Genomic DNA, 18,518 nt, shown 5'->3' on the forward strand with positions numbered 1-18,518 from the left:
CGGGGCGCGGTCGGAAGAGGGAGGGAGTCGGTGCGGTCGCGGCGGGCTGGTCCCCGGGGAGCGGCGGAAAAGGTCCGACTACAGCCCGTACAGGTCGCTGAACTTCGCGTTCGCGTACTCGACGAACGCGTCGGCCGAGAAGTCCTCGCCGGTCGCCTCCCGGACGAGTTCGTTCGTCCGGTAGCGGCGGCCGTGTCGGTGGACGTTCTCCGTGAGCCACTCGTGGAGCGCGTCGAAGTCGCCGGCTGCGATGTCGTCGTGGAGGCCGTCGATGTCGTCCTCCGCGGCCTCGAACAGCTGTGCGGCCATCACGGAGCCGAGCGAGTAGGTCGGGAAGTAGCCGAACGAGCCGTGCGCCCAGTGGATGTCCTGGAGACAGCCCACCCCGTCGGTGTCGGGCGTGACGCCGAGGTACTCCTCCATCTTCTCGTTCCACACCTGCGGCACGTCCTCGACGGCGAGCTCGCCCGAAAGGAGGTCGCGCTCGATCTCGAACCGGAGGATGATGTGCATGTGGTAGGTGAGTTCGTCCGCCTCGACGCGGATGAGGTTGTCCGGGTAGAGCTGGTTCGCGGCCTCGTACGCCTCGCGGGCGGAGACGTCCGTGCCGAGTTCCTCGTTGACGATACCGACGTAGCCGTCGTAGAACTCCCGGGAGCGACCGACGTGGTTCTCCCAGAGGCGCGACTGCGACTCGTGGACGGAGAGGCCGCGGTTCTGCCCGAGGGGGTTGCCGTACTCCTCGCGCGGGAGGCCGAGCGTGTAGGTGGCGTGGCCGAACTCGTGGACCGTGGAGCCGATGGCCCCGACCGGGTCGGATTCGTCGAAGCGCGTGGTGACGCGGGCGTCGAACTGCGTCCCCGAGGAGAACGGGTGGGGCGCGGTGTCGAGCCGGCCGTGGTCGTCGGGGTAGCCGAGGTAGTCGAGCGTGGACTCCGCGAGCGCGAACTGGTCGTCCTCGGGGTAGGTGCCGTCGAACGGCGCGGCGAGGTCCGCGCCCGCGTCGTTCAGTTCGTCGATGAGCGGCACCAGCTCGTCGCGGAGCTGTTCGAGGATGGCTTCCGCCTGTTCGAGGTCGAGCCACGGCTCGTAGTCGGCGAAGAGCACCTCGTAGGGGTCGGCGTCGGGGTCGATGTGTTCCGCGTACTGCCGCTTGAGGTCGAGCAGCGTCTCGACCTTCGGCGCGAAGTGGCTCCAGTCGTCCTCTGCCTTCGCCTCCTTCCAGACCGGGAGGGCGTTCGAGGTCTCCTCGGAGATGCGCTCGACGAGCTCCTTGGGCACCTTCGCGGCGCGGTCGTACTCGCGGCGTATCTCGCGGACGACGGCCGTCTCGCGGTCGGGGAGGTCCGCGGCCTCGGCCTCCTCCAGCGCCGCGGCGAACGCGTCGCTCGTGAGCACGTCGTGGCGCGCGCCGGACAGCGCGGAGGTCTGTTTCGAGCGGGCGGGGGTGCCGCCCTCGGGCATCACGACCTCCTGGTCCCACGACAGCACGCCGGCGGCGTCGCCGATGTAGGTCGCGCGCTCGTAGCGGGAGAGCAGGTCGTCGTACGCGTCGGGAAGCGTCTCGGACTCCTGTGTCGCCATACCGTGACACGGGGCCGGGCGAAAGGAAAACGCGTCGGTTCAGCGCCGGAGCCGTTCGTCAACGGCCCCCGCGAGGGTGTCGCCGACGCGCTCGCGCAGCGTCCCGAGCAGGCCGTTCGGGACGAACAGGACGAACAGCACGAACAGCAGGCCGAGGTAGAGGCTGGCGTGGCCGTTGATGAACGTCGAGATGGCCTCCTGCACCGTGAGGCCGTTGAATATCTCGGTCGCGAGCGCCCCCTCCGAGAGGTGCTCGCGGAGGTACGGGAGCAGGCCGCCGCCCGCGCCCTCCTTCGAGAGGAACTCCCGTATCGTCTCGTCGAACAGCCGGCCGAACAGCGGCCCGGCGAGCGTGCCGAAGCCGCCGATGATGGAGGCCAGAAGCGCGTCGCCCGAGACGAGGAAGAAGAGGCTGTTGTCCGGGGCGACGGAGCGCCGCCAGCCGGCGAACAGCGCGCCGGCGACGCCCGCGAAGAAGCCGCTGGCCGCGAACGCCGCCAGCTTGTACCGGAAGGTGTCGTAGCCGACGGCGCGGGCGCGCTCCTCGTTCTCGCGGACGGCGATCATCACCCGGCCGAACGGCGAGTGGATGATGCGCTGCATCGCGAGGTAACAGCCGAGCGCGACAAGCCCGATCATGTAGTAGGACACCTCCGTCGTGGAGAAGTTCAGGACGCCGAACAGCCCCTCGACGGTGTCGCCCGATAGCTGGCCGACGGCGAGGTTGAGCGCGTCCACGAAGGGAACCCCGATGTCGAACGACGGCGGGGTGACCCCCGACGGACCGATGACGGCCGCGCCGTCGCGGGGCGCGGACGAGACGAAGTCCCAGTCGCGGACGAACACGTAGATGACCTGCGAGAAGCCGAGCGTTATCATCGCGAAGTAGACGCCCGACAGCCGGAACGAGACGGCCCCGATGGCGAGCGCCAGTCCCAGCGCGAGCAGGCCGGCCAGCACGACAAGCAGCATGAACGGCGTGTCGTACGGGACGGACAGTTTCCCGTTCGCCGCGAGGACGACGAGGTAGGCGCCCGCGCCGTAGAACGTCGCGTGGCCGAAGGAGAGGTAGCCCGTGTAGCCGGAGATGAAGTCGAAGCTCGCGGCGAACAGGCCGAAGTAGAAGACGGCTATCATCGTCTCGACGCGCGGCAGCAGCGTCACGGCCTCCGACGCGACGGGCGAGGTCGTCGCGAGGTGGTAGAAGCCGGGGTACGCGACGAAGAAGACGACGACGGCGACGTGGACCGCGTGCTGTCGCAGGTAGCGGAGGGGCCACGCCGTCGCGTGTTCGTGGACGCGCCGGGTCGCGGCGGCCGCGTCGAGGGACTCGCCGCCGTCCGGGACGGCTCCGGCCTCCTCCTCACCGGCGTCGGCGGGGTCGGGGGAGCTAATGGCCCCCCACCTCCGCGACGCCGAAGAGGCCCTGCGGCTTCACCACGAGCACGAGCACGAGGATGAGGAAGACGGTCATCTCGGGCAGCGCCGAGAACTCGATGGCGTTGACGAACCACCACGTCGTCACGGCGTCCACGAGGCCGACGAGCAGGGCCGCGTACACGGTTCCGCGGAACGTCCCCAGCCCGCCGATGATGACGACGACGAACGCCGGGAGCAGCGTCTCCGAGGCCAGCGGCACCGACGCGCCCCACGTGGGGTCCCACGCGAGCAGTAGCCCCGCGACGCCGGCGATACCGGCCCCGAGCGCGAAGACGGTGGTGAACACCCGGCGGACGTCGATGCCGAGCGCCTCCGCCATCTCGCTGTCCTCGCTGCCGGCGCGGACGACCAGCCCGTAGCGGGTGCGCGTGAGGAACGCCCACACCGCGCCGACGACGAGCGCGCCGACGGCCACCTGGAACAGGTCGAGGCCGTTCGCCCCGACGCCGGCCACCGTGTACGACTCGGAGAGGACCCCCGGCCGGGTGCCGAGCGCCGCCTGCCACTCGGTGATGGGCTGGAGGCCGTAGAAGCTCACCGCGATGCGCGCCACCTCGTCCAACACGAGCGTCACGCCGAAGGTGAGCAGTATCTGGTAGATGGGCGGGCGGTCGTACAGCGGGCGGATGAGGCCCACTTCGAGGGCCCCGCCAAGCGCCGCGAGCAGGCCGAACACGACCACTGCCGCGACGAAGAAGTACGCCAGCCGCGCGAACGGGCCGGTGGCCTGACTCACCGCGACCACGAGCACCAGCCCGCCGAGGTACGCGCCGAACATCGTCAGCGAGCCGTGCGCGAAGTTGAGCACGCCCATCAGCCCGAAGATGAGGGTGAGGCCGCCGGCTATCATCGCGTACACCGCGGCCTTCGAGAGGCCGTCGACGAACACCTCCGCGAGCGTCGAGGGGCGGAGGAACTGCCCGAGCGCGTCGAGCGTCGAGACGAGGACGACCTCGCTCATGCCGAGAGGTACCTCCGTATCTCCTCGTCGTCGGTCACGCCCGTCGTCGCCTCGCCGTCCGTGACGACCCGCCCGTTGTCGAGCAGGTAGAAGCGGTCGGCGAGGTCCATCGCGAGCGGGAGGTTCTGTTCCACGAGCAGCAGCGTCGTCTCCGACGCCACGCGCTGGAGCGCCCGCGCCACGTCGGCGACGATCTGTGGTGCGAGTCCTTCCGAGGGCTCGTCCACGAGCAGGAGGTCGTTGTCGCCGACCAGCCCGCGCGCGATAGCGAGCATCTGCTGTTGGCCGCCCGACAGCGACCCGGCCTTCACGTTCGGCCGCTCCGCCAGCGCCGGGAACGTGTCGAACGCGAGGTCGAGCGCCGCCTCGGCGTCGTTCCCCGACGGCGCGGCGATGCGGACGTTCTCCGCGACCGTCAGTTGTGAGAAGACGCGCCGCTCCTCGGGTATCCAGCCGATGCCGCGCCGCGCCACCGCGTTGGTCGCCTCGCCGACGAGTTCCTCGCCGCGGAAGCGCACCGACCCCTCGCGGGGCGCGGTGAGCTGGAGTATCGTTCGGAGGGTCGTCGTCTTGCCGACGCCGTTGCGCCCGATGAGCGCGACGACCTCCCCCTCGTCGACGGAGAGCGAGACGCCCTCCAGGATGTGGCTCTCGCCGTAGTAGGTGTGGGCGTCCGCGACCTCCAGCAGGGCGTCGCTCACGCCGACCCCTCCGCCGGGGTCTCTTCCCCGTCGTCGGCGAGGTCGCCCGGCTCGTAGCCGCCGAGGTACGCCTCCTGGACCGCCGGGTCGCCGCGGACCTCGTCGGGGGTGCCGTCGGCGATGACCGCCCCCCGATTGAGGACGACGATGCGGTCGGAGACGTTCATCACGATGTCCATGTTGTGCTCGACCAGCAGCACCGCGTGGTCCGTCGCCACGTCCTCGATGAGCGCGATGATGTCGTCGACGCTCTCCGAGGAGACGCCGGCGTTCGGCTCATCGAGGAGGAGCACCTCCGGGTCGCCCGCGAGCGCAACCGCCACCTCCAGCTGGCGCTTCTCGCCGTGGCTGAGGCTGTCGGCCGGGAGTTCCGCCTTCGACGCGAGGCCGACCCGCTCCAGCACGTCGTACGCCTCGTCGTAGTACTCGTCGAACGTGCCGACGTTTCGCCACGCCTTGAACGAGTCCGCGCCGTGGGCCTGTGCGGCGACGCGGACGTTCTCGAGGACGCTGCTCGTCGGGAAGACGTTCGTCACCTGGTACGAGCGGTGGAGGCCGCGCCGCGCCGTCGCGTGCGGGGCCAGTCCCGTCACGTCCTCGCCGTCGAGGGTGACGGTGCCGGCCGTCGGCTCCAGCGTCCCGGTCAGCAGGTCGAAGAACGTCGTCTTCCCGGCCCCGTTGGGGCCGATGAGCGAGCAGAGTTCGCCCTCGGCGAGCGCGAAGTCGACCGAGTCGACGGCCGTGAGGCCGCCGAACCGCTTCGTGAGGCCCGCCGTCTCGAGCATCAGAGGTCGCAGCCCATCTCGTCGCTGTCGCCCGGGATGGTGGTGTTCGACATGTCGACGGTGGCGACCGGCTCGCTCGGCTTGATGGCCGCGCCCCAGTTCTCCTCGTCGTTGGGGACCACGTCGGCGATGGTCATCGCCGAGCGCGCCTGGTTGTTGTAGGTCTGGAACTCGTAGCCGTCGGCCCCCTTCGGGGTGTCGGCGACGACCATCCCGCGCAGTTCGCTCTGGATGTCCGCGCCCTCGGTGGAGCCGCCGGCCTCGACCGCCTGGACGATGGCCGACGACGCCGTGAACGTCCCGGAGCTGAACAGGTCGGGGACGACGCCGTACGCCGAGGTGTACGAGTCCACGAAGGCGTTGTTGATCTCGTTGTCGTACTGGTTCCAGTGGTAGCGGGTGGTGAACGGGCCGAAGTTCGCCTCCGCGAGCGCGTCGGCCGTCAGCGGCTCGCCCAGCACGCGCTGGAGCGTCTGCCCGACGATGTTCGTCGTGATCTGCGTCGCGAAGCCGCCGAAGACGGTGAAGTCGTAGCCGCCGTTCAGGAACGTGGTGAACAGCTGCGGGAGCGTCGAGACGGTGAAGCCGGCGACGATACCCTCCGCGCCCGCGCTCTCGGCGTTGTCGAGCAGTCCCTCCCACTCGGAGTAGCCCTGCGGGACGAACCGCTGGCCGACGATCTCGACGCCGTTCGCCTCCAGCACGGAGCGGTAGTTGTTGACGACCGCGCGGCCGAACGAGTAGTCGGCGCCGAACAGGTAGACGCGCGACACGTCGGAGTTCTCCGCGACGTACTGGCCGCCCGAGCGGGCGTCCATCGCCGTGTTCTCCGAGGCGCGGAACACGTTCGGCGCGCAGGTCTCGGCGTTCGACGTGACGTCGGCCGACGCGGCCGGGCCGATCATCGTCGGGACGCCCGACTGCTTCGACACCGTCGTGATGACGCGGTTGGCCGACGCCGAGGACGTACAGCCGAACAGCATGTCCACGTCCTCGCTGCTCACGAGGTCCGTCGCGAGCGTCTGGGCGGTGTCGGCGCTCAACTGCGTGTCGCGCACGATGAGTTCGTAGTCCACGTCGCCGACCGTCGCGGTGTACGTCCCCGTCTCCGCGGGCGGCGTGAACTCGTCGTCGGCCTTGTAGTTGAGGCCCTGATAGAAGCCCCACAGCGCCTGTTGGCCGTAGTAGCTGAGGTCGCCCGAGACCGGCTGGAGTACCCCGATGCTGACGGTTCCCGACGCGGAGGCGTTCACGGTCGCTCCGCCGCCCTCCGTCGCCGTGGCTGTTGCGGTTCCGTCGCCGTCGTTCGTCTCCCCGCTACAACCGGCCAGTCCCGCGACCCCGGCCGCGCCGAGGCCCGCGAGCATCCGTCTGCGTGTGTAGTTCGTTCGCTCCATGGCACGTCGTGACAACGGGAATCCACCGGCAAGGTTTACGAGGTTAACATGTGAACGCGCGGCTACACCGCGGCGCGCGGGAAGGAGACGACATGGACACGGACCCCGACCCCGGCACGGTCGTCGCGGCCGACGGAACGACGCTCAGACTGTGGGAACTGCCACCGGCCGACCCCGAACGCGCCGACGAGGCCGTCCTGTTCGTGCACGGCTCCATCACCTCCTCGCGGGCGCTGTTCGACCCGCCCGTCGAGCGGGAGAGCGAACGCGACCGCTCGTACTCGTGGCTCCACGCGACCGCCGAGGCGGGCCGGGCCGCCTTCGCCCTCGACGTGCGCGGCTACGGCGACAGCGACCGCCCGCCCGAACTGGACGACCCGCCGGCGGCGAACGACCCGCCCGTACGCGCGCCCACGGCGGCCGGTGACGTTGCCGCGGCCGTCGAGCGCCTGCGCGGCGAGTTCGACGCCGTCCACCTCGTCGGCGTCTCGTGGGGGACGATGGTGTGCGGCCGCTACGTCGCGGAGCGGCCCGCGCCGGTCGCCTCCCTCACGCAGTGTGCGCCCGTCTATCTCCCGCCGTGGACGTTCGACGAGATCGCCGCCGCGCTGAACGTGGACGCCGACCTCGACGCCTACTACTACCAGCGCTACGACGCGGTCAGCGACCGGCAGGGCGGCGACGACGACCTGTTCGAGGCCATCTGGACGACGCAGGTGGAGTCGAAGCAGGGGGTGGACGCGGACACGTATCTCGCGCAGGCCGGCGCGCTGGCCGACTCGAAGGCCGCGAGCGAGGGCGAGCGCGTCTACGACGCCGGGGCCGTTGACGTCCCGACGCTCGTGGTGCGCGGGAGCGCCGACGCCATCTCCGTCCGCGAGGACGCGCTCGGCCTCTACGACGAACTCGACTGCGAGCGGGAGTACGCGGAGGTCGGCGGCGCGGACCACTACGCGATGCACGGCGACCGGCGCGCGGCGCTGTACGCCGCGACGAACGCCTTCTACGACCGGGTGTAGCCCGTCACGGCGCCGCGCGGGCGGGGTCAGCCCACGTACCGGCGGAGTGCGACCCAGCCGAGCGCCGCGGAGAAGACGAGCAGGAACGCCGCCACGAGGAACGCGGGGCCGCCGAGGAGGCCGGAGAGGCCGAGGACGTCCGCTCGGGCGGCGTGGCCGAGCGCGAGGAACGTCCCCAGAACGACGATGGCCCCACGGACGCGCAGGCCGACCTCGTGAACGACCTCCCGGAGCGTCGGCCCGCTCATCGTGCCTTCGCCCTCCGTTCCGACCGTTTCACGCTGTCGAAGGTCGGGCTCACTCCTCGTCGATGTCGTCCAACGCATCGACGGCCCGCGAGAGCAGTTTCCCCTCGCCGCGCCGCAGCGTCTTCGAGACGGCGGGCTTCGACACGTCGAACCGGTCCGCGAGGTCCCCGAGCGTCGCGCCGCGGGGCGACTCGAAGTACCCCTCCCCGACCGCGGTTTCGAGGGTTCGCCGCTCCGTGTCCGAGAGGTCCTTACACCCCTCCACGAGCGTCATCGCCGCGCCGACGTTCCGGACGAAGCCGTTCACGTCCGACAGCGAGAGGTCCGACCGCTCGACCACGTCGAAGTCGTTGTCGGTGTCGAGCGAGGCGAGGGTGCCGTCGGCGGCCGACTCCCGGTCGAACCCGATGTGCCACAGTTCGCTGCCGGACTCGATGTGGAACGGGCCGGTGACGTAGCCGTCGTTGCGCCGGACCGTAGCCATCGCGTCCGTCTCGTGGATGGTCGTGCGGACGTGGGCCACCGCGTCCTGCTTCGACAGCAGGCGCGCGTCGTGCATGTGTTCGTGGTCGGTCAGCGCCGAGAGGCCGTTCTCCAGCGCGCCCCGGTCGTCGCCCTCCACGAACATCCGGGTCGAGAGCGACCGCTCGTTCGAGTCGAACTCCCAGTGGACCGCCGAGAAGGCCACGTCGTGGTCGACGGTCGTGTCGATGAACGGGCAGTCGTACTGCTGCATGTCCAGCGTGAGGTCTATCATTGGCCCGAACCCGTGTTATCAATAGTCATATTCCGTCCCGCGTGAAAACCTTTTCTCTCGCCGTCAGGACGACGCGAAGCCGGCCGTACGAGCGCGAGCGGGCCGGTCGCCGGGGACCGTCCCCGCCGGGCACTCACTCCTCGAACTCGGTGCGCGCCACCTCGAACTCCCGCTCCGTCTCGGCCTCGGTCCCGTCGGGCCGCGTCGCCCGGTAGACGCGGCGGTAGCGCGCCAGTTTCCGGTAGAGGAGGTAGCCGAACAGCCCGTCGTACACGACGACGAAGCCGAAGAACAGCAGGATGACGGGGACGCCGGGGAACGCCAGCGCCACCACGCCGGGGACGACGCCGGCGAGGACGTTGTACGTGCCGTGGATGAACGCCGCGATGACGAGCCCCTTCACGACGATGGGGCCGGCGTCCTCGCGGTTGAACTTCGCCAGCCCGAGGTAGTAGCCCGCGAACGCCGAGTAGATGACGTGGCCGGGGCCGGCCAGCGCCCGGACGGTCGTTATCTGGCCGCCCTGCGCGACGAGCTGCTGGAGGCCGCCGAACTGCGCGAGCCACGCGACGCCCCCGCCGACGCCGAGCAGGGCCGCCGCCTCGCCGCCCGCGCCCGCCGCGTTCAGCTGTCGGGTGATGTACAGCGCGTTCTCGATGGTGGCGAAGCCGAGCCCCGCCGCCGCGCCGTACACCGCGCCGTCGACGACGGCGTCGAAGCGGTCGTCGCGGTAGGCGTACAGCCGGACGGCGAGCAGTTTCACGGCCTCCTCGACGGGGCCGACGACGACGTAGAAGAAGACGACCGTCCCCAGTATCGGGAGTATCTGCACGAACGACAGCAGGGTGTTCACGACGGCGGCGAAGCCCGCGAACAGCACCCCGAGGACGTACGTCCCGACGAGCATCTCCAGCGGCTCGCCGCTCGTCACGTCCGCGGTGTAGATGTACGCCGCCAGCCCGAGCGCGGGCACCACGGAGAGCGCGACCAGCCCGATGGCGTAGGGGTCGCTCACGAGCGTCGCGCCCAGCCCCCCGAGCACCACCTGCACGAGCAGGACCACGACGGCCAGGAGGACGAGGACGATGCGGCCCGCGGCGATGCCGAACCGGTGGATGCGCGCCGCCAGCCGGTCGAGGGCGGTCCGCGGCTCCCACGTCGAGACGTCGTAGAGGTCGCGCGTCCCGTCGCTCGCCGTCTCGACGGGGTCCGTCTTGCTCATACGCGGACGACGGCGGGGCGCGTCGTAAAACCTCGCGCGCTCACGCGACGGCGCGGCGCTTTTGGCCCGCGCCGCCGAACGCGGCGTATGCACTTCGACCAGCGGGAACAGGCCGCGCTCCGCGAGGTCGGTCTCGACACGGACGACCTGCGGCGGGCCTCGGAGGGCGTGACGGCCCGCGTCGCGGACGCCGCGGACGACCTCGAAGCGTTCTTCGACGCCGGGGAGACGTTCTACTCCGACATGGACCTCGCGCACGCCGGGGACGGCCCGGCCGAACACGCGGTGGAACACCTCGACACCTACACGCACGCGGCGGACCTGCGCGGGTGGCTCCGCTTCGAGACGTGGGGCGTCGCGGTGACGGACGGGCGCGTGCTGGACGACGACCTCGTGGAACTCACGCTCGACGGGCGGCACGGACGGGTCCGCTTCGCCGCCGACCCGGAGGCGCTGTGAACGTCCGCGTGCGCGGTATCTACACCACCGCGCTCACCGAACTGTTCCGGGCGGAGGCGACCGTCGTGCAGGCCTCGCCGCCCATCCGCGAGCGGTTCGACGCCGAGTTCCCGGTCGCGCACGCCGACCTCGCCGCCGACACCACCGACGACCGGCAGGGCGTCACGCTCTCGGGGCGGCGCTCGGCCGTCGAGCGGGCGCGCGAGCGCCTGGCCGGCCTCTCGCGCGACACCCTCGCGTGGGGCGACGCCGCGCCGCTGGACGCGCTGTTCGACGGCGCCGTGACGGACACGCTCGGCTCCGGCGCGGTCGTGGACCTCGGGGACGCGGAGGGCTTTCTCCCGTACGACGCCGTCGAGGGGCGCGTCGAGGACGGCGACCGCGTTCGGGTGCAGGTGCGCCGCCCGGAGCCGCCGTGGTCCGACCGGCGGCCGCGCCTCGACACCGACCTGCGGGCCTCCGGCGACCTGCTCGAACTCCGGCGCGGCGGCCGACCGAGCGACGCCGGCGGCGCGGCCAGCCTCGCGGACCTGCTCTCGGCCGACGTTCCGGAGGAGTGGGCCGCGCGCTGGGGCCGCGACGAGGACGAGGCCTCGATGGACGCGCTCTCCGACGCGCTCGCGGCGCGGGCGGGGGAGGCCGACCTGCTCGACGCGGGGGCCGAGGCCGACGCCGAGGAGCCGCGGCGACTGGCCGCGCCGCGCGCGACGGCCCACGTCTGGTTCGGCCGCGAGGGGCGGTTCGCGCTCGACGGGAAGCGACGGGCGGTCGAGTCGACGATGCCCGGCCACCACCGGACGAAGGCCGCGACGAACGCGGCCAGCGCCGCCGTCGACTTCGCCGAAGCGCTGACGCCGTTCGAGGAGGCCGACGACGACGACTTCCCGTTCGCCGTCGCGGCCCGGCAGTTCGGGCCGCGCGAGGGCGACCGGGTCGCCATCGGCCACGGGAAGCCGGACGGCCGGCTGGTGACGCTGGGACGCGGCGAGGTGACGAGCGTCGAGGCCGACGGCTCCGTGCGCGTGGAGCGGGAGATGAGCCCCGGCGGGCGCTACGACGCCCTGGACGTGGAGCGGCGCGCCGGCGACGTGGCCGTCACGAAGTTCGTCGAGGGGCGGTGGTGGTACCCGACGGTGTACCGCGGCGACGACGGGTCGCGCCGGGGGACGTACGTCAACGTCTGCACCCCCGTGGAGGTGTTCCCCGAGACGGTGCGCTACGTCGACCTCCACGTGGACGTGGTGAAGGGGCCCGAGGGCGAGGTGCGGCGGGTGGACGACGACGAGCTCGACGCCGCGGTCGCCGCGGGGCGGGTGTCCGAGGCGCTCGCGGAGAGGGCGCGGACTGTCGCGTCGAAGCTCGAACGCGCGCTCTAGTCCCGCTCGCGGGTCAGGAGCCGCCACGCCCCGAGCCCGAGGCCGGCGAGCGCCGCGACCGGGCCGAACCCGGGCTGGCCGGGCGTGGCGGTCGGGGTCGTCGGGTCCGGGGTCGGGTCGCCGTCCGCGGCCGTCGGGGTGGCCGCGTCGGGCGTCGGCGTCGCGGTGGCGGTGTCGGTGGCGTTCGGTTCGGGGGCCGGGGTCGGCGTCGCGGTGACGGTGTCGGTGGCGTTCGGTTCGGGGGCGGGCGTCGGTGTCGCGGTGACGTTCGACGCGGGGTCGGGCGTCGGCGAGCCCGTCGTGTCCGCGTCCGGGAGCGGGAAGGTGTATATCGCGGCGCTCGCGGCGTCGGTGTCGGGACCGCCCCGGGGCTCGCCGCGGCTCGCGGCGACGAAGAACTCCTCGGTGGCGTACTGGGCCGTCCAGAAGCTCGCGTCGTCGGTGGCGCGGTACGCGCCCGTGAGCCGCGGCGCGCTCGGGTCGGAGATGTCGTGGACGCGGACGCCGCCGCGGTACCACGAGGAGAGGAGCGTGTCGCCCGCGATGTCGAAGTTGTGTGCGGTGGTCCAGACGCCGGGGGGATTGTACCCCTCGTCGCTCGTCTCCGGGGCCGGTATCTCCGCGAGTTCCGTCGCGTTCTCGGGGTCGCTCGTGTCGTAGAGGTACAGCGAGCCCGGGCGCACGTCGGCCTCGTCGTCGCCGGCGTCCCAGCCCTCGGCGCTCACGGCGACGAGCGAGCCGTCGTCGTTGGGCGCGGCGAAGTGGTCGTTGCCGGGCGGCTGTAACAGCGCCTCCGAGCGCTCGTCGCTCGCCATGTCGACGTACTCCTCGGCCGGGCGGCCGCGCACCTCGGCGATGGCCGTCGGGTTCGCCGGGTCGGAGACGTCGACGAGCCACGTCCCGGCGTCCCAGTAGGCGACGTAGGCGACCCCGTCCGAGAGCGAGACGTCGTGGAGCTGCCACGGGCCGAACGGGACGTCGCCCCACGCCGGCTCCTCCTCGACCACGGACCAGCGGCCGAGCTCCTCGCCCGTCTCGGCGTCGATAGTGACGAGCGGGTTCCGGTCGAAGTCGTTGCCGCACAGCGCCACGACGCCGTCGTCGATGTCGCAGTTGTGGTTGAAGAAGCCCGTCTCGTGGACGCTGACGCGCTCGGGCGCGGTCGGGTCGGAGACGTCGAAGACGACCACGGCGCGGAGCCGCGGCCCCGGGTTCGCGGGCCCGGTCACCGCGAGCAGGTCGCCGTCGACCTTCACGTCGTAGATACCCCGGAGGGGGCCGTTCTCTCGGTCGCCGAGCACGTTCCGGTTCTCGTGGAGGAGGGTCGGCGCGGCGGGGTCGGACACGTCCACGGCCGCGAAGCCGTCGGTGACGGCGACGAAGACGGTGCCGTCGGCGCCGACGACGGCCTCCTTCGCGCCGACGAGGGGGAGTCTGCCGAGCGGGTCGAGGGCGGTCTGCCCCCGCGCGGCGGCCGTCCCGCCCAGGGTCAGCGCCGCCCCCGCGCCGAGCAGGCGGAGGGCCTCGCGTCGTCGCATACCCACGGCTGGTGGGCAGGAAAGATAAGAAAAGGGGTGGTTCGGCCGGGTTACTCCTCGGACTCGTCGTTCGCGGGCGTACTCCCCGAGCGGCCGGGGCTGTCGCCGGGCGTGAACACCGTCACGTCGCTGGCGAAGACGGAGCCCTCCCAGTAGGAGCGGTAGTCGGAGTAGCGCGAGTCGCTGTAGGTGCCGAGCACGTCGACCTGCGCCGCGGAGCCCTCGACGACGCCGTTGAGCGCCGCGCTGTCGAACTGGACGACGAGGGTGTTGCCGCGGGCGAAGGCGTTGCGCGCCTCGACGCGGTCGCCGTCGGCCGCGAGCGCGTAGAAGCTACTGCCGTTGATACCCGTCGCGTTCTCGGGCAGGTCGTAGCGCAGGGTGACGACGCCGTTGCCGCTCGACCACGTCATCCGCGAGTCGCCCTCGGTCGTCACGCGGACCGCGCGTCCCTCGACCCGGGGCGCGACCGTGTCGCGCTCCTGCATGTAGTCGATGACGACCTGCGCGACGATGGTTCCGGTCTCGTTGAGCCGGGTCGCGTTCTCCAGCGGGTAGCCGGAGCCGCCGTCGGCGATGTAGTTGTTCGTCGCGAGCGTGTACGTCGCCTCGGGGTCGACCGGCTCGCCGCCGACGTGGAGGTCGGTGACCTCGCCGGTCGCGCCGTTCCACTCGAAGTTCACGCCGGAGACCTGCTGGCTTATCTCGGCGTCGTAGCTGTTGTCCGGGCCGACCTCGATGATCTGGGATTCGAGCGTCTCCTCCAGCTCGGCGCCGGTGAGTTCGAGCGTGACGAGCGTGTTGCCGAACGGCAGCGTGTTGAACACGTCGCCGCCGGTGATGTTACCGGGGCCGTAGACGCCGTTCGAGCGGATGCCGCCGGCGTTCGTGATGGCCACGTCCGCGCCGGACCGCTCGCGCATCGCGTCCGTGATGAGGTTGCCGTAGTTGGACTCCTCGTGGTAGTTCGTCGAGAACCGCGCGTCCAGCGCCACCTCGGAGTAGGTGGCCGCCGAGTCGAGCGAGACGTTCGCGCGGTAGCCGTTGATGATGTCGGAGGCCGTCTCGTTCGCCGCGACGCCGCTCGCCGAGACGTTGATGAGCCGACCGTTCCACGAGGTCACGTCGTTCGCCGCGGTGTCCACGGTGAGGTTCAGCTCGCCGAGGTACATCGCGCGGGCCTGCCCCTCCGAGATGACCGTGCCGGAGGTCTCCTCGGGCGGGTAGTACTGCTCGTCGTCGCCGACGAGGATGGCGTCGATGTTGCCGTCGTCCGCGCGGGCGATCTCCTGGGCGTCGCCGATGCCCGTGTGGGCGAGCGCGACGACCACGTCGACGTTCTCCTCGCTCTTCAGGCGGGCGGCGGCCTCGGGACCGGCCTCGCTGACGTTACGCACGTCGAGTCCCTGCGCCGCGAAGTCGATGTTCGTCTTGCCGTAGGTGGCCCCCTCGTCGATGAGGCCGATGAAGCCGATGCGGACGCCGTTCCGCTCGACTATCTCGTAGCTGTTCGTGTTCTGGAACGGGTCGTCCGTGCCGTTCTCCACGACGTTCGTGGCGAGCCACGGGAACTCGGAGTCGTTCTGGATGTCCGAGACCGCGTCGTAGCCGAAGTCGAACTCGTGGTTCCCGATGACGTCGGCCGCGGGGTCCATCTCGTTGAGGACGGACGTGGCGACCCGCCACTGGCTCACCGGGCCGAGCGCGTGCGGGCTCACGTCGTCGCCGCCGCCGGCGAGGACGGTGTTGTCACGCCCGAGTGCGGTCCGTCGCTCCTCGACCAGCTGGACGAGCCGCGGGAAGTTCCCGTCCTGTGCGGCGGCGGTCTGGATGTCGTTGAACGACAGCACCGTCACCGTCGCCGTGTGGTTCGACGTGACGTTCGTCGTGTTCGTCTCGGCGGCGTCCACGCCGCCGGTCGTTCCGGGGTCCGCCGCGACGGCCGTCGCCGGGATTCCGGCCGTCACGACGCACGCGAGCAGCACCAGAGTCAGGATACGTCGCATCGGTCGAGTGTCACGACAGGTGTGCATTAATTCTGTCTATTCCGGACGAGAATGAGCACACTCGTGTACTGTGAGAAACAGTGCCGTACGTGTCAGAACCGAACGCTGAAATCGCTCCCGCCGCGGCTCGTGTCGGCCGACGAGGAGCTCGTTCCGGAGGGGAGCCGCCCCGCGAGCCACGCGACGAACGCGTCGGGCGAGCGCGTCTGCGTCCAGACGGTGCCGGGGCCGGTGAACGTACACACCAGCCCCTCGCCGGAGAACAGCGTGGACTTCAGCCCGCCGACGCGGCGGGTGTCCCACTCGGCGTCGCGGAAGGCGACGACGTGGCCCGTGTCCACGACGTAGGTCTCGCCGTCCGCGAGGTCGCGGCGGTCGATGGCCCCGTAGCTGGTGAGCCACGCCGGGCCGTCGCCCGAGAGCCGCAGGAGAAAGAGGCCCTCCCCGCCGAGGAAGGTGCGCGCGCCGCCGAACTCCGTGTCCACCTCGACGCCGCCGCTCGCCGCGAGGAACGACCCGGCCGTGGCGAACAGGTCGCCCTCCGTGCCGCCCACGCCGACGTGGACCACGTCCCCCGGAAGCGGCCCGGCGAAGGTGACCTCGCCGGTCGAGTCGCCCGCGCTGAACGTGTTGACGAAGAAGGACTCGCCGCCGAGCATCCGCTTGAGCGAGCCGAAGACGCCGCCGCGCGCCCCTGTCTCGATGTCGATACCGTCGGTGTGGGCCACGAGCGCGCCCGCCTCCGCGACGGCGCGCTCGCCGGGGCCGAGTTCGACGGTGACGGTGGCTTCCGAGGGTCGGTGGGCGATGTCGTAGTCCATACCCACGGTTCGACACCTCGGAGCAAAAACACCGCCGTGACACGGGGTGGCCGGGGTGTCGCGAACGGCGCCACGTCTATGCGCGCGCCGCGAGTCGTCGGGGTATGGACCTCACACCGGACCTCTCGGGACGGACGGCGCTCGTCACCGGCTCCGCGTCGGGGCTCGGGCGCGCGTTCGCGCTGGCGCTCGCGGAGCGCGGCGCGGACGTGGCCGTCCACTACAACACGAGCGAGGCGGAGGCACAAGCCACGGCCGACGAGATACGCGACCGCGGCGTCGCGGCGACCGCGGTCTCGGCCGACGTGACCGACCCGGACCTCGTGGACGACCTGTTCGACGCCGTCGAGGACGACCTCGGGAGCGTGGACGTGCTCGTCAACAACGTCGGGAACTTCGCGCCCGACCACTGGGAGGATATCGACTGGGAGCGGTGGCAGGGCGTGACGGCGACGAACTACGACGCGACCGTGCTCTGTGCGCGGCGCGCGCTCGGCCCGATGCGCGAGCAGGGGTGGGGGCGTATCGTCAACGTCGGCTACGCCTCCGCGGAGAAGGGGCTGGTGTCGCCGAAGAACTTCCCGTACTTCGTCGCCAAGACGGGCGTGTTGATGTTCACGCGGATGCTCGCCGCGGACACGAGCGAGGACGGCATCACGGTCAACGCCGTCTCGCCGTACGTCATCGAGAACTCCGACGAGTTCCCCGACGAGGCACCCCGCGGCCGCTGGGCCTCCTTCGACGACCTCGTCGCCCCGCTCCTGTTCTTCTGTTCGGACGCCGCCGACTACGTCTCCGGCGAGAACGTCGAGGTGGACGGCGGCTGGCTCCCCGAGACGGTTTAGTCGGCGCTCGCGAGCGCGACGCCCATCGCGACGCCGAGCGCGATGAAGGTCCCGAGCCACAGCGCCAGGTCGCCCGTGGCCGCGCCGACGCCCGCGCCCAGCGCCACGCCGAACGCGATGCCGATGCCGATGCGCTCGGGGTGGGGCAGGTCGTCGCTCCCGGCCCCGTCCGTGTCCGTCGTGTCGGTGCTCATGCCTACGGGTCGCCGGAACGGGCGATAAGCGTTCGCCTCAGTTCCCCTGAATCGCGTCGATGACCATCGCGGCCGCGACGACCGGCTCCTTCGGCACGTCGCTCGCGTCGTCGATGTGTATCTCGTAGGTGTCGCGCAGCGAGAACTTCCCCTCGATGGAGCCGACGTGGTCGCCGTTCGCGTCCGTTATCTCGTACTTGTGCGGGATGAGGTAGCCGAACGGGAGGACGTTGCGCGCGACGGTGGTGAGCGCGCCCCGCGACTGTATCTTCGCCAGCGCGCGCTCGTCGTCGGCGTCGCGGACGGTCCACGTGTCCTGCAGCAGCGAGTAGTCGTTGTCGAGTATCACGACCTCCTCGCCCGTCTGCGCGTCGGAGAGGACGTAGTCGCCGGCCACGTCGATGATGCCGCCGGCCTTCACCGTGAACACGTCCTCGCCGTCCGCGTCCACGAACGGGAACTCCTCCTTCAGTTTGAACATCTTCTGCTTGCCGCGGAGGACGACGTTGCCGGCCGAGTCCTCGGCCCGGTACTTGTTGCGTATCAGCGACTGGACGACGGTGTAGCGGTCGTCCGTGAGTTCGATACCGCTGATGTCGTAGGAGGACATACCCCCGACTGCTCCCCGATGCGGGATACGTCTTCGGGCCGGGCGTCAGTGCCCCGCGTAATCGCGCTGTTCCACGGCGACGGTCTCGCGGCCGTCGGCCTTCCACGCGGTGAATCCTCCTTCGAGGTGGGCCACGTCGGGATACCCCATCTCGCGGAGGCGCTTCGCCACGAGCGCCGACCGGCCGCCCTCGTTGCAGTAGCAGACGTACCGCTTCTCGGGGTGGAAGAAGTCGTGGTAGTACTCGGTCTCGGGGTCGGCCCAGAACTCCACCATCCCGCGGGGGGCGTGTTCGTCGCCCGGCACCGCGCCCTCGATCCACCGCTCGCGGACGTCGCGCACGTCGAGGACGACCGTGTCGGGGTCCTCGACGGCCGCGGCGAACGCGTCGAGGTCGAGGGTCTCCACCGCGGCGTCGGCCGCCTCGGCCATGTCCCACGCGCGCTCGTCGAGGCGGAAGTCGGGTGCGTCGTCGGTCACGGGTGTGTGCTTCGGTGCCACGGAGTTAGGCGTATCGCCCCGGGCCGACGGGCGGCCGGCGCGACGGGCGCGAAC

19 protein-coding genes are annotated in these 18,518 nt (G+C 71.1%); 4 read left to right on the forward strand and 15 right to left on the reverse strand.

The window, feature by feature from the left end; translation table 11 throughout:
• Positions 1 to 78: 78 nt before the first annotated feature.
• The 6 genes from P2T37_RS04565 to P2T37_RS04590 all read right to left on the reverse strand — a co-directional run bounded on the left by P2T37_RS04565 (position 79) and on the right by P2T37_RS04590 (position 6,868).
• A complete protein-coding gene (locus P2T37_RS04565) occupies positions 79 to 1,584 on the reverse strand; it encodes a carboxypeptidase M32 (RefSeq protein ID WP_276235591.1) in 1,506 nt (501 codons plus the stop codon).
• Between the two features lie 39 nt (positions 1,585 to 1,623).
• A complete protein-coding gene (locus P2T37_RS04570) occupies positions 1,624 to 2,748 on the reverse strand; it encodes a branched-chain amino acid ABC transporter permease (RefSeq protein ID WP_382210826.1) in 1,125 nt (374 codons plus the stop codon).
• 226 nt (positions 2,749 to 2,974) lie between these two features.
• A complete protein-coding gene (locus P2T37_RS04575; RefSeq protein ID WP_276235592.1) occupies positions 2,975 to 3,985 on the reverse strand; it encodes a branched-chain amino acid ABC transporter permease in 1,011 nt (336 codons plus the stop codon).
• A complete protein-coding gene (locus tag P2T37_RS04580) occupies positions 3,982 to 4,686 on the reverse strand; it encodes an ABC transporter ATP-binding protein (RefSeq protein WP_276235593.1) in 705 nt (234 codons plus the stop codon). Before P2T37_RS04580 ends, P2T37_RS04575 begins: the two co-directional genes overlap by 4 nt.
• Positions 4,683 to 5,471 carry an ABC transporter ATP-binding protein gene (locus tag P2T37_RS04585; RefSeq protein ID WP_276235594.1) on the reverse strand — a complete coding sequence of 263 codons (789 nt, stop codon included), beginning with the start codon at positions 5,469 to 5,471 and terminating at the stop codon, positions 4,683 to 4,685. Before P2T37_RS04585 ends, P2T37_RS04580 begins: the two co-directional genes overlap by 4 nt.
• Complete coding sequence (locus P2T37_RS04590; protein ID WP_276235595.1) at positions 5,471 to 6,868, reverse strand: ABC transporter substrate-binding protein; 1,398 nt, start codon at positions 6,866 to 6,868, stop codon at positions 5,471 to 5,473. Before P2T37_RS04590 ends, P2T37_RS04585 begins: the two co-directional genes overlap by 1 nt.
• Before the next feature lie 92 nt (positions 6,869 to 6,960).
• On the opposite strand from P2T37_RS04590, the gene P2T37_RS04595 reads away from it, so the two are divergent.
• Positions 6,961 to 7,887, forward strand: a complete 927-nt coding sequence (locus P2T37_RS04595; protein WP_276235596.1) for an alpha/beta hydrolase — start codon at positions 6,961 to 6,963, stop codon at positions 7,885 to 7,887.
• A 26-nt stretch (positions 7,888 to 7,913) separates the two neighbouring features.
• Here the strand turns inward: P2T37_RS04595 and P2T37_RS04600 are convergent, their stop codons facing one another.
• The 3 genes from P2T37_RS04600 to P2T37_RS04610 all read right to left on the reverse strand — a co-directional run bounded on the left by P2T37_RS04600 (position 7,914) and on the right by P2T37_RS04610 (position 10,114).
• The gene (locus P2T37_RS04600) at positions 7,914 to 8,135 is read right to left on the reverse strand and encodes a hypothetical protein (RefSeq protein ID WP_276235597.1); all 222 of its coding nucleotides are present in this window, start codon (positions 8,133 to 8,135) and stop codon (positions 7,914 to 7,916) included.
• A gap of 49 nt (positions 8,136 to 8,184) precedes the next feature.
• A complete protein-coding gene (locus tag P2T37_RS04605) occupies positions 8,185 to 8,892 on the reverse strand; it encodes a helix-turn-helix domain-containing protein (RefSeq protein WP_276235598.1) in 708 nt (235 codons plus the stop codon).
• A 133-nt stretch (positions 8,893 to 9,025) separates the two neighbouring features.
• Positions 9,026 to 10,114 (reverse strand): PrsW family intramembrane metalloprotease, encoded by a 1,089-nt coding sequence (locus P2T37_RS04610; RefSeq protein ID WP_276235599.1) that lies wholly within the window; start codon positions 10,112 to 10,114, stop codon positions 9,026 to 9,028.
• A gap of 87 nt (positions 10,115 to 10,201) precedes the next feature.
• Between P2T37_RS04610 and P2T37_RS04615 the strand changes: the two genes are divergently transcribed.
• Both P2T37_RS04615 and P2T37_RS04620 read left to right on the forward strand, forming a co-directional pair.
• Positions 10,202 to 10,573, forward strand: a complete 372-nt coding sequence (locus P2T37_RS04615) for a DUF7532 family protein (RefSeq protein ID WP_276235600.1) — start codon at positions 10,202 to 10,204, stop codon at positions 10,571 to 10,573.
• The gene (locus tag P2T37_RS04620; RefSeq protein ID WP_276235601.1) at positions 10,570 to 11,949 is read left to right on the forward strand and encodes a ribonuclease FAU-1 family protein; all 1,380 of its coding nucleotides are present in this window, start codon (positions 10,570 to 10,572) and stop codon (positions 11,947 to 11,949) included. The genes P2T37_RS04615 and P2T37_RS04620 overlap by 4 nt, the downstream gene beginning before the upstream one ends.
• Here the strand turns inward: P2T37_RS04620 and P2T37_RS04625 are convergent.
• From P2T37_RS04625 to P2T37_RS04635, 3 genes are all read right to left on the reverse strand, one after another.
• Positions 11,946 to 13,487 carry an LVIVD repeat-containing protein gene (locus P2T37_RS04625; protein WP_276235602.1) on the reverse strand — a complete coding sequence of 514 codons (1,542 nt, stop codon included), beginning with the start codon at positions 13,485 to 13,487 and terminating at the stop codon, positions 11,946 to 11,948. The genes P2T37_RS04620 and P2T37_RS04625 overlap by 4 nt on opposite strands.
• A gap of 50 nt (positions 13,488 to 13,537) precedes the next feature.
• On the reverse strand, positions 13,538 to 15,493 hold the full coding sequence (locus P2T37_RS04630) for a bifunctional metallophosphatase/5'-nucleotidase (protein ID WP_276235603.1): 1,956 nt from the start codon (positions 15,491 to 15,493) through the stop codon (positions 13,538 to 13,540).
• A gap of 92 nt (positions 15,494 to 15,585) precedes the next feature.
• Complete coding sequence (locus P2T37_RS04635) at positions 15,586 to 16,314, reverse strand: TIGR00266 family protein (protein ID WP_276235605.1); 729 nt, start codon at positions 16,312 to 16,314, stop codon at positions 15,586 to 15,588.
• A 104-nt stretch (positions 16,315 to 16,418) separates the two neighbouring features.
• On the opposite strand from P2T37_RS04635, the gene P2T37_RS04640 reads away from it, so the two are divergent.
• Positions 16,419 to 17,159, forward strand: coding sequence for an SDR family NAD(P)-dependent oxidoreductase (locus P2T37_RS04640; RefSeq protein WP_276235606.1), 741 nt, complete (start codon positions 16,419 to 16,421; stop codon positions 17,157 to 17,159).
• Here P2T37_RS04640 and P2T37_RS04645 read toward each other — a convergent pair.
• From P2T37_RS04645 to P2T37_RS04655, 3 genes are read right to left on the reverse strand one after another with little or no spacing between them, the layout of a single operon-like run.
• On the reverse strand, positions 17,156 to 17,353 hold the full coding sequence (locus P2T37_RS04645; protein WP_276235607.1) for a glycine zipper domain-containing protein: 198 nt from the start codon (positions 17,351 to 17,353) through the stop codon (positions 17,156 to 17,158). The two genes, P2T37_RS04640 and P2T37_RS04645, sit on opposite strands and share 4 nt — an antisense overlap.
• A 37-nt stretch (positions 17,354 to 17,390) precedes the next feature.
• Complete coding sequence (locus tag P2T37_RS04650; protein WP_276235608.1) at positions 17,391 to 17,963, reverse strand: LURP-one-related/scramblase family protein; 573 nt, start codon at positions 17,961 to 17,963, stop codon at positions 17,391 to 17,393.
• Positions 17,964 to 18,008: 45 nt separating this feature from the next.
• Positions 18,009 to 18,443, reverse strand: a complete 435-nt coding sequence (locus P2T37_RS04655; protein ID WP_276235610.1) for a rhodanese-like domain-containing protein — start codon at positions 18,441 to 18,443, stop codon at positions 18,009 to 18,011.
• Between the last annotated feature and the right edge of the window lie 75 nt (positions 18,444 to 18,518).

The organism is Halosegnis marinus, assembly GCF_029338355.1.
Lineage (GTDB): Archaea > Halobacteriota > Halobacteria > Halobacteriales > Haloarculaceae > Halosegnis > Halosegnis marinus.